The sequence below is a fragment of the Bacillus sp. FJAT-27445 genome (assembly GCF_001510665.1).
Lineage (GTDB): Bacteria > Bacillota > Bacilli > Bacillales > Cytobacillaceae > Bacillus_D.
In genome coordinates this window covers 79357-93833 of sequence record NZ_LMTI01000007.1, presented here as the reverse complement: position 1 = coordinate 93833, position 14477 = coordinate 79357, and the positions used below count along the sequence as shown (strand labels likewise).

Below are 14477 nucleotides of genomic sequence, written 5' to 3'. Positions count from 1 at the left end.
GGCCATTTTCATGATAAATTCCCCGGCAGGCCAGGTCATTTTATGATGGTTTTTTTATAAATGGAAAGATATCGAAAATTTTAAGGTGGATATCGAAATTTTTGAGGCGGATATCGAAAGAATTTTTGATATATCGAAAATTTCGAAGTTGATATCGAAAACTGTCAAATTTCAGACACAATTAGACCCATCCTCCAATACCGGAAACCAACTGATAATGGCGTCTTACCGCCGCATAACAGTCCATGGTTTATTCAGGGACCTGATGGGCAAATATGTATTCAGTAGCGATAACTTATTTTTCCAAGAAGGAGAAGATCATTTTGAATGGTGAAGTCCCTAAAGACCACAGCCTCGATAACAGTCTGGCGCTGATGCAGGAGGGCTATAAATTTATCCAAAACCGCTGCAAAAAATACGGCGCCGACCTGTTCGAGGCGCGGCTGCTTGGCCAAAAGGTCGTATGTATGACAGGCGAGGAAGCGGCGAAGGTTTTTTATGATAACGACAGGTTTCAAAGGAAAGGCGCAGCGCCGAAACGGGTGCAAAAGTCCCTCTTCGGCGTGAATGCAATCCAGTCAAAGGATGGGGCAGTCCATCTGAGCAGGAAAATGCTGTTCATGTCGCTTTTGTCCCCGGAAGGAGTTGCCGAAGTCCGCAAACTTGCTGAAAAATATTTCAAGGAAGCCGCCGCAAGATGGGAGACGATGGACCAGGTTATCCTTTTCGAAGAAGCCGAAACAATCCTATGCAAAATTGCCTGCGAATGGGCGGGGGTGCCATTGAAGGAAGAAGAGGCTAAGGAACGCTCGGAGGATTTTACAGCGATGGTCGATGCATTCGGTGCTGTTGGCCCGCGTCATTGGAAAGGAAGAAGGGCGCGCACTCGTGCCGAGGAATGGATTACCGAAGTAATTGAAATGGTCCGTTCAGGTGAACTCGCCGCTAGAGAAGGATCCGCTCTTCATTCATGGGCGGTTTACAGTGATCCGGATGGAGAGCCACTGGATGCACATATGGCTGCAGTCGAACTGATCAATATTCTTAGGCCGATTGTTGCAATCGCAACATTCATCTCTTTTAGTGCCCTTGCCTTGAACGAACATCCTGAATGCCTGGAAAAATTACGGACGGAAGGAGACCAATACCGGGAGTGGTTTGCCGAGGAAGTGAGGCGCTATTATCCGTTTGGCCCGTTTGTCGGCGCAAGGGTCAAAAATGCCTTTACGTGGCAAAATTACAATTTTGAAGAAGGGCAGCTCGTCCTGTTGGATATGTACGGGACGAATCATGACTACAGGCTTTGGGAATTCCCTGACCAATTCCATCCGGAACGCTTCCGTGATTGGGACGGTAACCTGTTCAAGTTCATCCCACAAGGAGGCGGCGATACAGCCAAGGGCCATCGCTGTCCGGGTGAGGGGGTTACCGTTGAAGTCATGAAGGTGTGCATCGACCTGCTTGTTAACGGAATTACATATGATGTCCCCGAAGAACAGGACTTAACCTACAGCCTTGTCCGGATGCCGAGCCGTCCCGAAAGTGGTTTTATCCTATCTAATGTCAAAATGGTGCAGTAGCCTGGAGGAAGGCTCAATTACCCCATTAAAAGAATAAAGCAGAGGAATTTACCTCTGCTTCATTTCTCATTTCGAAAATCAGTCTTCAGCACCCAAAAGCTGGTCAAGAACTTCCTGGACATCCCTTCCGCGCTGGAAGGAAACAATTCGCGACGGTTTTCCTTCAAAAGCATTCACTAGTTCCTCAATGAAAACTTGATAACTGTTGGATACATCTGTCTCTACCCGTTGCAAAGGCTCATTTTTCCTACCCGCCCAAAGCTCCGACCAATTGCGTAGGGAGAGGGTGCCCTCTGTTCCGAACAAATCGAACCGAAGTTCTTCCTTCATTCCAATGCCCGACAGTCCATTAAAAAGGACTGGCACGCCATTGGAAAGCCTCCCGTTGGCAATAATTCCCGTTTCGCAAAGCTCAGGATTGTCCGGGAGCTCCAGCGAAGAATGAATATCGCTTATTTTTCCAAAAAGGTGAAGGATGATTTGGATGTAATGCGGGAAGACTTCCCGGACAAATCCCCCTTGCTCCCTTGAAGAGATCCAGCTGTTTTGCTGCCATTTGCGCGGCCACTCTTCGAAATGGCAGTGAAGTTCAACCCGACGCAAATCACCTAGGAAGCCGTCGCCGGCAAGCCGTTCCAGTTCCAGGAACCCACCACCGAAGACCGTCGGAAAATTGACGGCATGAATCAGCCCCCTGGATGTTGCAGCCGCTAGCATTTCATCCGCCTCGGCAACCGTACTCGCCAATGGTTTTTCGCATAAAACATTTTTATTACTCCGAAGAGCCTCAGTGACAAACTGGTGGTGGAATTTTGGAGGAACAGCGATATAAATCAGGTTAATATCTGGGTTGTCAAAAAGTTCCTTGTAATCTTCCGCAGCTGCGATTCCATACTTCTCGGAAATTTCAGCGAGCCTATCCGCATTGCCATCAAAAGCCCCTAAAACTTCTGTGTCCGGATGGGCCTGGAACGCATTCAATACCCGTTCACCAATGCCACCGGTGCCAATAATGCCAACGTTAATTTTCCCCATTAATAATCCCCCTTTGGCATGGATGCCCAACTTTCTCCCATTTGTTCTTACTAAACAGCGGTTAAGAATTCCTAAACAATATTTGTACCAATTTATTTTATCATTTAAGGCTGCAAGGATGCCAACAGCATTTCCTTATAGCCTACCATTTTGGTAAAATGGTAAAATAGTGGATATTGAACTAATTATTAAAAAACCGCACTCTTTAAGTTCCAACTAAATCACACAAAAAAACCACTAGTAAAAGGGGATGGGGAGATGGATTGGTTCGGAGGGAGCTCGGAAAACTACCGGTTTACAATGTTTTCGGCTTCTCACATTGCTGTTTTAGCCATACTTCTCTTGGCGGCAATCGCGATTTATGTGTTTCGTGAACGGCTTCAGGGGCCGGGGCAGCGAAAAATGGAGCTTTGGGCAGCGGGAACGCTTATTGTGATGGAGTCCCTCTACCACATTTGGATGTATGCGAACGGCTTTTGGCGCGCGGTCGATTCGCTTCCGGCTGGGCTCTGCAGCATCAGCCTGATATTGGCGATTGTCCTTCTTTTGACCAGAAAAAAGGCAGTCTATGATATCCTGCTTTATACCGCATTGCTCGGTGCAACGCAGGCACTCGCCACTCCGTACCTTTTTTATGATTTCCCACATTTCCGGTTCGTCCATTTTTTCTATACGCATATTATGATTGTACTAGTCCCGCTTTATTTTACATGGGCTAGAGGCTATCGCCCTACTATTTGGTCTGTAGTAAAGCTAATCGTGTTTTTAAATCTGATTATGCCAGAGGTCATTCTGATAAACAAACTGGTCGGCGGCAACTACATGTACTTGAGCCACAAGCCGGAAACCGCCAGCCTTCTTGATGTCCTCGGTCCTTATCCATGGTACATTCTCTCGCTGGAAGGGCTGCTCGTTTCGCTCAGCCTCATCGTCTGGCTAATTTTCCGCGAACGAGGGAAGCCAAAACCAATAACAGAATCAATTAAGTGAGGCAGGGGATATGAGGCAGGGGACGTGTCCTATGCCTCACTTTTTTCCTATGCAGTACACTACAAGTTTCTAATCTTTACATGTTTAATAATATGTTCACATAGCTTAGCCCTTTGGCAATCACCCACCGCTTATAATGGAAGTACCAATGATCATCCGGAGGTAAACCGTTATGGGAAAATATATAACTGGCATTCTATTCGTGATTTTTATTTTAATAAATTTGCAGGGCTGCTCTAGCTACAGAGAAAACGCTGTTCCTGCGCCAACAAAATCCCCGGCTGTTGAAGAAGCCAAGCAGGAGCCCCGGGAAGTGTCAGAAGAAATGAAGTATGTCCTGCAAACCCACCACATGCTCACGCCGCTTGGAGACATCCCTGTTCCGGACGATAACCCGATGAATCCGGAAGTTTTGAAGCTTGGCCAAGCGCTGTACTTCGATCCACGCTTATCCGGAGACAATACGAGGAGCTGTGCATCGTGCCATGATTCCAGCCTTGGATACGGCGATGGCAAGGCCACTTTTGAAAAGGTTGATGGAACAGCAGGTGCCAGGAACTCGCCGACCGTTATCAATTCGGGCTATTACAAAACAAACTTCTGGGACGGCCGTGCCGCGTCGCTTGAAGAACAGGCATTGGGCCCAATCGAAAACCCGAACGAAATGAATCAAAACCTGGATGCGCTAATCCTGGAATTGAAAGCGGTCAAAGGGTATGAAGAAATGTTCAACAATGCTTTTGGCGATGGTATTACGAAGAATAATATAGCCAAAGCAATCGCTGCGTTTGAACGGCAGATTGTCGTAAAGGATACCGCATATGACCGCTTCCTGCAGGGGGATAAGAACGCACTTTCCGACGAGGAAATCCGTGGGATTGATTTATTTGTTGGCAAGGCGATGTGTGTAACGTGCCATAATGGACCGAATCTCTCAGACAATAACTATTACAATATCGGAATTGAATCGGCGGATGAAGGCCGTTTCGCTGTCACAAAAGACCCCGGAGACCTGGGACGGATCCGAACGCCGGGTTTGTACGGAATAACCCATACTGCCCCATATATGAGGGATGGCAGCCTAAAGACGCTTGAAGATGTCATAAACTATTACGACCGCGGCGGAGACATTCATCCGAACAAAAGCTTCTTTATGAAGCAATTCATGCCTCTCGGGCTATCTGTCCAGGAAAAAGCCGACCTGCTGGCTTTTCTAAAAACTTTAGGAGGGCAGCCCCCAGTTTTTGAAAAACCCATTTTGCCGTAAAATTGGCCATACCCATTGTTCTTTGTACTTTACTACTAAAACTCCGCCCAGGCGGGGTTTTTCTTCTGTATACAATCAAGAGAGAATGAGGCAAAGGAAACGTCCCCTGCTTCAAAGAGAGAATGAGGCAAAGGAAACGTCCCCTGCTTCACTGCTTCCCCTGCTTCACTGCTTCACTCTGGCAAGCCTTCCAAAAAGAGAGTTATAATAAAGGCAGGGCTTAACGGCCTTTTTAAAAAAGCATGCTAAAAATGTTTGCCATGGAAGGAACGGATTCTTCATTGATTATAAAGTTAAATCAAACGATCATTAAAAATCGGTGCGGGCCTGCTTCCTATAAGAGGGGAGAGGCGTATTACCGCGGGAATAAGGTGAAACTGCACTCAGCTGAAGATGGGAAGTGGGCTGCAACTGTAACCGGGGCCGAAGATTTCCACGTTACAATAGAAGCCGACAATCGCGGTGGATTCCGGACAGTATGTTCTTGTCCGTCACTGGCGTCTGTCAATAAGGATTGCCAGCATGTTGCCGGGGTGCTTTTGGCGATTTCTGGACAAATGCTAGCCGGAAACACTCTGGAGGCATCGACAATCCCAGTCGAACCCGGACTGCTCTCGACCCTATTTACCAACCGGCCAAAGCTCTCAACTGGCCGGCAGCTTCATTTTGAAACGAGGGCTGTCCTGGATGTGGAGTTTTTCTGCAAACCAGTAGCTGTATCAAATGCACGGAATATGATTGCCATTGAAATTGTTCTCAATTCAATTCAAATAAAAAATCTCCGCGTATTTCTCGAAAGTGTACAAAGAGGGATACCGGACCCATCAGGCCTTTACAACCCTCACCTTCATTGCTTTGAGACCGAGGCGGACTCTGTCATCCACCAGCTAATCCTGACGATGGAGGATGAAAAAGCTTTAAAGGCCACTTTTTCGGATAGCAGAGGTGAAACGAAACAGGATGAACCTCATCTCCTGATAATTCCTCCGACTTCCTGGGTCCAGCTTCTGCCTTTGCTACTTCCGGCTAAAGGGGTGAAACTCGCTTTGGGCGGGGAGGTATATGAGGGCATACAGGTTTCCAAAGGGCCGCTTCCTATGCAAATTGAAATGAAAGAAGAAAGCGGAAACCATCAACTGGTGATTGAAGGGCTTGACCAAATTATGTTATTGGAGGCCTACCAAATAGCGCTGGCCAAAGGAATACTTGTCGAGCTTTCCAAAGAAGACTGCGGCCGCCTTTCTGAATTAAAACGGGTGCTCTCACCTGGAAAAAACGTCCTGCCGATTCCTGCAAACCAGGCAGCTTATTTCCTTGAAAAAGTAGTGCCGACTCTCAAGAAACTGGGCAGCATCCAGATCACCGAATCGGTTGCCAGAAATCAGGCCCGTCCGCCACTCATTGCTAAGCTGTACCTCGACCGCGTCAAAAGCCGCCTTTTGGCCGGACTCGAATTCCACTATGGGAGCCACGTCCTGAATCCTCTTGACAACGGAACGAACTATTATAAACCAGGGATTCTCCGGGAGACAGCCAAGGAAAACGCCATTCTTGAATTAATGGAAGAAGGCTCTTTTGCAACAACAGAGGGCGGCTATTTCCTCCATAATGAAGAGCTTGAATATGAATTTTTGTATCATATTCTTCCGAAGCTTGAAAAGTATGTGCAAATATATGCGACAACTGCTGTAAGGAGCCGGATTTTCAGGAGCCCTGCACCACCAAGAATTAGTGTGAAGGTTAAAAAGGAGCGCACGAACTGGCTGGAGTTTACATTTGAGCTTGGAGGCATCCCGGAAAGGGAAATCCGCGATATTCTTGCCGCGCTTGAAGAAAAACGGAAATACTATCGTATGAAAAATGGTTCACTTATGTCACTAGAGGCAAGGGAGTACGAAGAGATTCAACGCTTCCTAAAGGCTGCCCCCATCCAGCAGGAGGATATTGATTCATCCTTGAATTTGCCAATCATCCAAGGGCTTCGCCTGCTTGATTCAGTGGGTGAGGGGAATTCTTTTTTCTTTGAGGAGTCGTTCCGCAATTTTCTCGAGGAAATCAAAAATCCGGAACGGACTAAATATGAATTGCCCCAAGCATTGGCGCCAATTTTGCGGGACTACCAAAAACAGGGCTTTCAATGGCTGAAGACACTTGCGGGCTACGGGTTTGGCGGCGTTCTCGCAGATGATATGGGCCTTGGAAAAACGCTTCAAAGCATTGCATACATTCTGTCCGAGCTTCCTGAAATGCGTAAGCAAGGGCGTCCTGCGCTCATTGTTTGTCCTTCGTCCGTAACCTATAACTGGTTGAACGAGTTTTCCAAATTTGCCCCCGAGGTAAATGCCATCGTCGCGGATGGGGGGCGGACAGAAAGGGCAAGTCTTGCAAGTGAGCTCGACCAAATAGATGTGGTGATTACCTCGTATCCGTTACTCCGGAAAGATATTGGAACGTACGAACGCCAATCATTCCATTGTGCCTTTTTTGATGAAGCGCAGGCATTCAAGAATCCTGTAACCCAAACAGCCAGTGTTGTGAAAAAAATCCAGGCGTCCCACAGGTTTGGCCTTACCGGCACTCCGATAGAAAACTCAATTGAAGAGCTATGGTCGATTTTTCACGTCGTCTTTCCGGAGTTGTTCCAGGGACTGAGGGAGTACAGCCATTTAACAAGGAAACAAATTTCCCGTAGGGTCAGCCCATTCATGCTTCGAAGGCTGAAAAAGGATGTCCTTTCCGAGCTCCCAGACAAAATCGAAACGACCGACACCTCCGAGCTTTTGCCGGAACAGAAAAAACTGTACGCCGCCTATCTGGCAAAATTACGTGTTAAGACACTTAAGCATCTTGATAAGGAAACAATCAGGAAAAACAGGATTAAAATCCTAGCCGGACTGACAAGGCTTCGCCAAATCTGCTGCCACCCCGCCTTGTTTGTGGACGGCTACAAAGGGAGTTCGGCAAAGTTCGAACAGCTTCTGCAAATTGTCGAGGAATCGAGGGCTGCTGGGCGGCGCGTCCTGATTTTCTCCCAGTTTACGAAGATGCTTAATATGATTGGCAAGGAATTTGCTAATCAGGGCATTAACTATTTTTATCTGGACGGCCAAACACCATCCGAAGAACGTGTCGATGTGTGCAGCCGCTTCAATGCCGGTGAGCGGGATTTCTTCCTGATTTCTTTGAAGGCGGGGGGAACAGGGCTAAACCTTGCTGGAGCTGATACGGTCATCCTTTATGATCTTTGGTGGAATCCGGCCGTTGAAGAGCAAGCTGCCGACCGTGCCCATAGGATGGGGCAAAAACAAACCGTCCAAGTGATAAAATTGGTTGCAAGAGGGACCATAGAAGAAAAAATAAATGCTTTGCAAGAAAAAAAGCGACATTTGGTGGATGACATTCTTGGCAATAGGAGCAAGTCCATTTCCAGTCTAACAGAAGAGGACATCATGGATATTCTGATGGCAGAGAACTAATGGGATCCGTATAAATTGAAAAGGCAGAATCAGCCGATGCTGGATTCTGCCTTTCACTTTTTTATAACAAAAGCTGCATATTAATCATCTAGTTCGCCGTCATCGTCATGACCATCGTCATCGTCAATATCGATTTCAAGAATTTTTCCAGTAGTGCCATCAATCTTCACTTCGGTTTCAGTTTTCCCGTCTTCAAGCTCGAATTCATATTCGACACGGCCGTGTTCCAGTTCAACTTCCGCTTCCTTAATTATCCCTTTGACCGCTTCTTTTGCGGTTTTGGCTGCTTCCTCAAAAGAGATGACAGCAGCGTTTTCCATGGCGTTTTCAATATTATCCGTTTCCTTTTTAATTAAGGACACCCCATGCTCTGTTTCCCTTTCATATTCTACTTCAACCTTACGGACAGAATCATCTTTTCCCGCGGCTCCAACCGCAAAAGTACCTCCTGCAACCAGCCCTATTATCACGCCTGCCGCCAAAAATTTCTTTTTCATTTTTTTCACTCCCATTCTTATTCTTACACTTACTATAGCCTTAGAAAATGAGAGGAAAGGGAAAAGAAGATTAGAATTTAATGAGAAAACACGCTTTTACTTTTCATTCTCGCCATCCTAGTTGTTCCCGTTGTCATCCCAGGTCACGGACATGACCGCTCCAGTAATCGCATGAATTTGGACGGTGGCTTCCCGGTCATCAGCTGTCTTAATCTCAACGAGATAGAAGGTCTGGCCATTCTCTGTCTCTAAGTCGACGTCATCGAGATTACCCTTCACTTCCTTCTGGGCAATCGCAATCGCTTCCTTCTCGGACAGCCTTCTCGGCGGGTTTGCGGGGCTAGTGTTTGCGGATAAGACCCTTCCATTTTCGCCATCGACCGTGACAGTCGTTGTGTTTCCGTTCTTATCTTTCACAGTGCCTTTATAATTTGTTTTCCCATCACTGGCTATTTTGTCAAAAGAAATCAGTTCCCCGGGAGTGTTCGAAAGGATAATTTCTCTAATTTCCTCCTCTGTAAGGGCAGCGGAAGGGCCGCCTTCATGGGTTTCAATCCACTGAATAGCGAGGATTCTGCCTGTTTTGGCATCGACCTTTACCTCGTAGGAGTGATTTTGGATATCCAACTGAGCATAATAAACCTGTTTTTCCGCCTGTAAAAATGACACATTCCCGCCGTAACGGTCTTCAATTAGCTTTTTTGCGCCTTCCTTTGTCAGCGCCTCGGCGGCAGAGCTGTCAGGCTTGAATAGCAGCCAGCCAATCAATGCTGACAGCACGACAAGCGTGCCAAACAAAGCGAAATAACTCCTTTTCTTATTCGTCATACTTCACCGCCTTTTCGGCCAGTTTTCCCGTACCGTTGTCTTATTCTATTATCCAGCCGTAACATTAAAATTTGCTGAGAAAACATTTATTTTTTAAAAAAAAGGCTGGCCGTGGTTCCAACTCCTGGCTCACTGGAAATCTCAACTTGGATTCCAAGGGCATCGGCTATTTCCTTTGCAAGGGAAAGGCCGAGCCCAGAACCGCCCAATTTTCTCGTCCGTGCTTTATCGACACGGTAGAATCGCTCGAACACCCTTGGGAGGTCTTCTTTCTCTATGCCTATGCCGCTGTCCTTAATAAAAATAAATACCTCTTTATTCTGGCTGCCAAAAGAAATTGTTATCGGTGCATCACTGTATTTCCTCGCATTGTCGAGGAAAATAAACAGAAGCTGCTTCAACTTTTGTTCGTCCGTATTGACAAAAAGGGGATCTCCAGAGTGTTCCAGGATTACATCCCGGTTAAAGGCGTTTTCAAACGCTTTTGCCGACGCAAAGAGAAGCGAGCGTAAATCAACGGATTCAATATGGAGATTCCACTGTTCATTATGCTTTGCCAGTAGCAAAAGCTGCTCGGTCATCTCCTTCATCCGGATGGCTTCAGAGTGGATTGCTTCAACTGACTCCTCAAAAAGCTGCGGATCCTGGAGGCCCCGCCGTTTCAGGAGAGAGGAATAACTATCAATTATCGTAAGCGGCGTTTTCAGCTCGTGGGAAGCATTTGAAATGAACTGTTTCTGCTTGTCAAAATTCGTTTCTAGCAGCTCAATCATATGGTTGAACGTATCGCCCATTTGATAAAGCTCATCCTTCGATTTACCTTCAAGGGGGATTCGTTTGAACTGGCCGCTTCGCCGAATGTGGGACATCGTCGCAATCATCGATGTGACTGGCCCGATAATAATTTTTCCTAGAAAGGCACTTGAAGCCAGTACAGGAATCAAGGCGGCAAATGTAGCAAGCAGCAGGACAAGTCCGAGTGTTTTGACGATTTTTGCAGCGGGCTCAAGGCTTGTGGTTACCTGAAGATTGGCGACTTTTCCGCTAGGTAGAATGATTGGCATCGACTGGAACGAGTAGTCCCGGCCGAGGTAGTTGATTCTTTTGCTCGTTTCACTGGTGATGTAGTGGGGCGTTCGTTTGACCAGCTTTTTCTCTGATTGGGAAGTGGCTGTCGCCAATTCTTTCCCATCGATGCTGACCAGCTGAATCATCCCGTCAACAGGCACATAGGCGCGAAGCAAATCCGCCTCGGGAATGTTCCCGAGCGACTGGGTTACAACGGCGGAGGCTTTTTTCATTTCGGCCTCGGCAGATTCCATGTTGCTTCCATAAGTCAGCTTGCTGAAAGTAAAATATATTAGCACGTTCATAATGATCAGAACTAGAGCGAACAGGGCGGCAGTGTACAGGTTTATTTTTAATCGGAGCTTCATTGGCCCTCCCGCAAGACATACCCTACGCCGCGCACTGTATGAATAAGGGGAGGGAGGCCGGGCAGGTCAATTTTTTTCCTCACATACCGGATATACACATCAACGACATTTGTATCACCTGCAAAATCGTAGCCCCACACCTTTTCAAGAATTTGGTCCCTTGTAAGGACCTGTCTCCGATTTGTGAGGAGATAGACAAGTAAATCAAATTCCCTGGGGGTCAAATCAATAGAAGTACCGCTGCGATAGATTTCACGTGTTTTTTGGTTCAGTGTCAGACCGCCATAAAAAAGAAGGCTACCTTCTTCCAACGGATCCTGCACATTTTTAATGCGAAGAGCGGCACGGATTCTTGCCAGAAGCTCCTCAATCTGGAAGGGCTTCGTTATATAATCGTTTGCCCCAAGGTCCAGTCCGGTCACTTTATCCTCGATTGTACCCTTTGCTGTCAGCATAATCACCTTTGTAAAGGGATCGTTTGCCCTTATTCGGCGGAGGAGGTCGATTCCGCTCATTCCCGGCAGCATCACATCAAGCAATATCAAATCCCATTTCCCGGTGCGGTACGCCTCCAGGCCTTCAATTCCATCAGCCGCCTTCGCAACCAAATATCCCTCAAATACAAGCTCAAGCTCCAAAACACGTGCAATCTTCTCTTCATCCTCAACAATCAAAATCGATTCCCTATTCATTCAGCTGCCCCCTGACAAAAAGTTCCCTTTCTATAAAAATAGATGAAAACCCCCAACTTTTCCACCCCAGTGAAGCAGTGAAGCAGGGGACGTATACTGTGCCTCACTTTTACATAACAAAAACCGCCCGCATAAGCGGACGGCACCGTGAATAGTTTTAATTATTTCTTGATTTCTTTTAACAGCAGGCGCGGACCGCCGAGCATGAGGAAATACCTTTTCTCTATGACCCATTTCATAAAAGAGGCGAACCTGCCATGAATTGCTTTTCCATAAACGACCCCAGTCGCATTTTTATGGCCCATACTCATAACGGTGCCGCGATGGATATACTTGAAGGGCTTCAATGTAACGCCGTAAATTTTCGCGGCAAGGCTGCAGCCGCAGTACTGGCCCTGCTGCAGGGCGATTTGCGCAGTTGGCGGGTATGGGGTTCCCTCGGGAGAGAAGCTGGCGGAAGCGTCCCCAAGTACATAAACATCCCGGTAGCCTGGGACCTCGCAGTATTCGTTCACAAGGACGCGCCCGTCCCGGTACATTTTGAAGCCGAGGTTTTGAAGCAATGGGTTGCCCTTGACTCCTCCGGCCCAGATAAATGTATTCGATTCAATCGCTGAACCATCCGTAAAGCGGACTTCCGATTCGGTGCAGGAGGTAATTGCTGTCCCAGTCCTGAAGTAGGCTGGTATTTTTTCCGAAGCTTTTTTCGCGTCCTTCACCATGGAAGCGTCGTAGCCCCTAAGCAAATCGTCATTGGCTTCCACACAAATGACTTTTACGAGCTCCTCCGCAATGCCAAATTCATGGGCAAGTTCAGGCAGTTTTTCGGTAAGCTCATAGATGAATTCCATGCCTGAAAACCCAGCGCCGCCAATCACAAACCTGAGCCTCTTTTCATCGTGGTCTTCAAGGTATTTTTTAAATTGTTCCTCGATGTGCCCGCGGAGCCTGTTCGTTCCTTCCCAGTCAAAGAGGAAGAAGGCGTGCTCCTTCACTCCGGGAAGCCCAAATGTTTGTGGAACGCCGCCAATTGTAATGACGAGGAAATCATATTGAAGTTCAATGTTTTTTAGTAAGACGGTTTTCGTGGCCAGGTCGATTCCGGTTACTTCATCTTTGATAAAGTTTACCCGCTCTGGATCAATCAGTTCCTTAATCGGGAAAATGATTGATTGTGCCGGAATTGTTCCGGCACCAGATTCATGGACCTTTGTTGTTAAATAGTGGTAGTCGTTTTTGTTGACGAGGGTGATTTCCGCGCGCTTACCATGGACTTTCTTCTGAAGAGTGACAGCGGTCAGCAAACCCGCGTACCCTCCGCCTAATATCACAATCTTTTCCTTTTTTACCATCCGAATCACTCCCTTTGATTATAGTATACTCTCTTGCTCAAATATTCACAATCTATATTGTGAAGTGTTGAGCATATTTATTTTTTTATAAAAAAACATTAAAAAAGGCCGGCTGTGACCGGCATAGAAGGGTTATTCATTAATAATAAACGTCCTGGCAATTTTTTCGGCGTCTCGATCATTTATCAGTTGCGAGTAGAAATAAACATGATAGCGAAGCTTCGATTTTTCGGAGAGGAAGAAGTAGTGGCGGATTTGGCTTGCTTCCATCGTTTTCTGATGGTCTAATGTCCACCTGACGGGATACTGATAGCCCGGAAGGACGGTGTTTTCGAGAAGATTCTGTTTGGCAATATTCTTGTGCATTTCCTCTTCCGTCATGATTTCAATGCCGCCGGCTTTTGTTCCATCCACAAAAAACTCCACTTCGTCATCGGAAATCCTCTCGATCGTAAATTTATCCATCGGGTCGATCGAAAACTTTTCTTCAGGGGCCGATCCTAAGCCGAAAAAAAGGCCGTTGCCGGAAATGCTGCTGACTACGAAGGCGGAAAGCCCGATAAAGAGGAAGGCAAGCACCGCGAAGCTTAGGACCGCAGGGAAAAATTTCTTCCGTTTCAGGAAGGTGGAATCAACTCGGTTCAGAGATGCGCCAATCCGTTCTTTTGCGGCATGGTTAAGGCCAAGGCGTGGGAAAGCGTTGAGTTCTTTTTGGATTTCTTCATTCGTTAATGGCTGCATTTTGGGCACCTCCTTTTTCATTTTTCGACTGTTTCCTCAACCCCTCGATCGCTCGGTGGAAGGAAAGGTTGACCTTAGCTTTTTCCCAGCCAAGGATTGCAGCTGTTTCTTCCGGCGTCAGCTGCATAATGCCGCGCAGGATTAGAACATCCCGGTACGTAGGCTTCATTTGCTTAATCATTCCATAAAGCTCCCGCTTCGTTTCGTCCTCAAGGATATGTTCCAGAGGGTTCTTTTCCGGGGCGGCAGCCTTGTTCAACCGGCTAAAAGGGAGGAACCGTTTAAGCCGGTTTTTCCGAAAATGGTCGATTGCCACATTCCTGGCGATTGTAATCAGCCAGGTTTTCGGATTCGAGCGCCCTTCAAACCTGTTCATATTTCGATAGGCTTTTATGAATGCTTCCTGGACGAAATCCTCCACGTCCTTTGTTCCCAAATAGTAAACAAGGTAGTTATAGACATCTTCGTGGTACTCGTTGAACCAGTGCTGGAAAAGGTCATCATTTTGCATGTCCGTCCTCCTTTGCTTTGATTTACCAATTAGACGGAGAAGCGGGGCAATAATTTCAGCCTTTTAAAAAAA

At 46.9% G+C, this 14477-nt stretch carries 12 protein-coding genes; 4 read left to right on the top strand and 8 right to left on the bottom strand.

Annotation, left to right across the window (positions count from 1 at the left end; all coding sequences use genetic code 11):
* Positions 1-323 precede the first annotated feature (323 nt).
* The gene (locus tag AR337_RS19880) at positions 324-1580 is read left to right on the top strand and encodes a cytochrome P450 (protein WP_082687087.1); all 1257 of its coding nucleotides are present in this window, start codon (positions 324-326) and stop codon (positions 1578-1580) included.
* 78 nt (positions 1581-1658) lie between these two features.
* Here the strand turns inward: AR337_RS19880 and AR337_RS19875 are convergent, their stop codons facing one another.
* Positions 1659-2615, bottom strand: coding sequence for a Gfo/Idh/MocA family protein (locus AR337_RS19875; RefSeq protein WP_059173790.1), 957 nt, complete (start codon positions 2613-2615; stop codon positions 1659-1661).
* 258 nt (positions 2616-2873) lie between these two features.
* Between AR337_RS19875 and AR337_RS19870 the strand changes: the two genes are divergently transcribed.
* The 3 genes from AR337_RS19870 (at position 2874) to AR337_RS19860 (ending at position 8348) form a co-directional block, all read left to right on the top strand.
* Positions 2874-3605 (top strand): TIGR02206 family membrane protein, encoded by a 732-nt coding sequence (locus AR337_RS19870; RefSeq protein WP_059173789.1) that lies wholly within the window; start codon positions 2874-2876, stop codon positions 3603-3605.
* Between the two features lie 172 nt (positions 3606-3777).
* Positions 3778-4872, top strand: a complete 1095-nt coding sequence (locus AR337_RS19865; protein WP_059173788.1) for a cytochrome-c peroxidase — start codon at positions 3778-3780, stop codon at positions 4870-4872.
* A 281-nt stretch (positions 4873-5153) separates the two neighbouring features.
* Positions 5154-8348 (top strand): DEAD/DEAH box helicase, encoded by a 3195-nt coding sequence (locus tag AR337_RS19860; RefSeq protein ID WP_059173934.1) that lies wholly within the window; start codon positions 5154-5156, stop codon positions 8346-8348.
* Positions 8349-8428: 80 nt separating this feature from the next.
* Here the strand turns inward: AR337_RS19860 and AR337_RS19855 are convergent, their stop codons facing one another.
* The 7 genes from AR337_RS19855 to AR337_RS19825 all read right to left on the bottom strand — a co-directional run bounded on the left by AR337_RS19855 (position 8429) and on the right by AR337_RS19825 (position 14405).
* Positions 8429-8845, bottom strand: a complete 417-nt coding sequence (locus AR337_RS19855; protein WP_059173787.1) for a PepSY domain-containing protein — start codon at positions 8843-8845, stop codon at positions 8429-8431.
* Between the two features lie 117 nt (positions 8846-8962).
* A complete protein-coding gene (locus AR337_RS19850) occupies positions 8963-9673 on the bottom strand; it encodes a PepSY domain-containing protein (RefSeq protein WP_059173786.1) in 711 nt (236 codons plus the stop codon).
* A gap of 86 nt (positions 9674-9759) precedes the next feature.
* Complete coding sequence (locus AR337_RS19845) at positions 9760-11109, bottom strand: HAMP domain-containing sensor histidine kinase (protein WP_059173785.1); 1350 nt, start codon at positions 11107-11109, stop codon at positions 9760-9762.
* Positions 11106-11801, bottom strand: coding sequence for a response regulator transcription factor (locus tag AR337_RS19840; RefSeq protein WP_059173784.1), 696 nt, complete (start codon positions 11799-11801; stop codon positions 11106-11108). Before AR337_RS19840 ends, AR337_RS19845 begins: the two co-directional genes overlap by 4 nt.
* 161 nt (positions 11802-11962) lie before the next feature.
* On the bottom strand, positions 11963-13153 hold the full coding sequence (locus tag AR337_RS19835) for an NAD(P)/FAD-dependent oxidoreductase (protein ID WP_059173783.1): 1191 nt from the start codon (positions 13151-13153) through the stop codon (positions 11963-11965).
* A gap of 132 nt (positions 13154-13285) precedes the next feature.
* On the bottom strand, positions 13286-13894 hold the full coding sequence (locus AR337_RS19830; protein WP_059173782.1) for a hypothetical protein: 609 nt from the start codon (positions 13892-13894) through the stop codon (positions 13286-13288).
* Positions 13875-14405: an RNA polymerase sigma factor gene (locus AR337_RS19825; RefSeq protein ID WP_059173781.1), complete on the bottom strand. Its 531-nt coding sequence runs from the start codon at positions 14403-14405 to the stop codon at positions 13875-13877. Before AR337_RS19825 ends, AR337_RS19830 begins: the two co-directional genes overlap by 20 nt.
* Between the last annotated feature and the right edge of the window lie 72 nt (positions 14406-14477).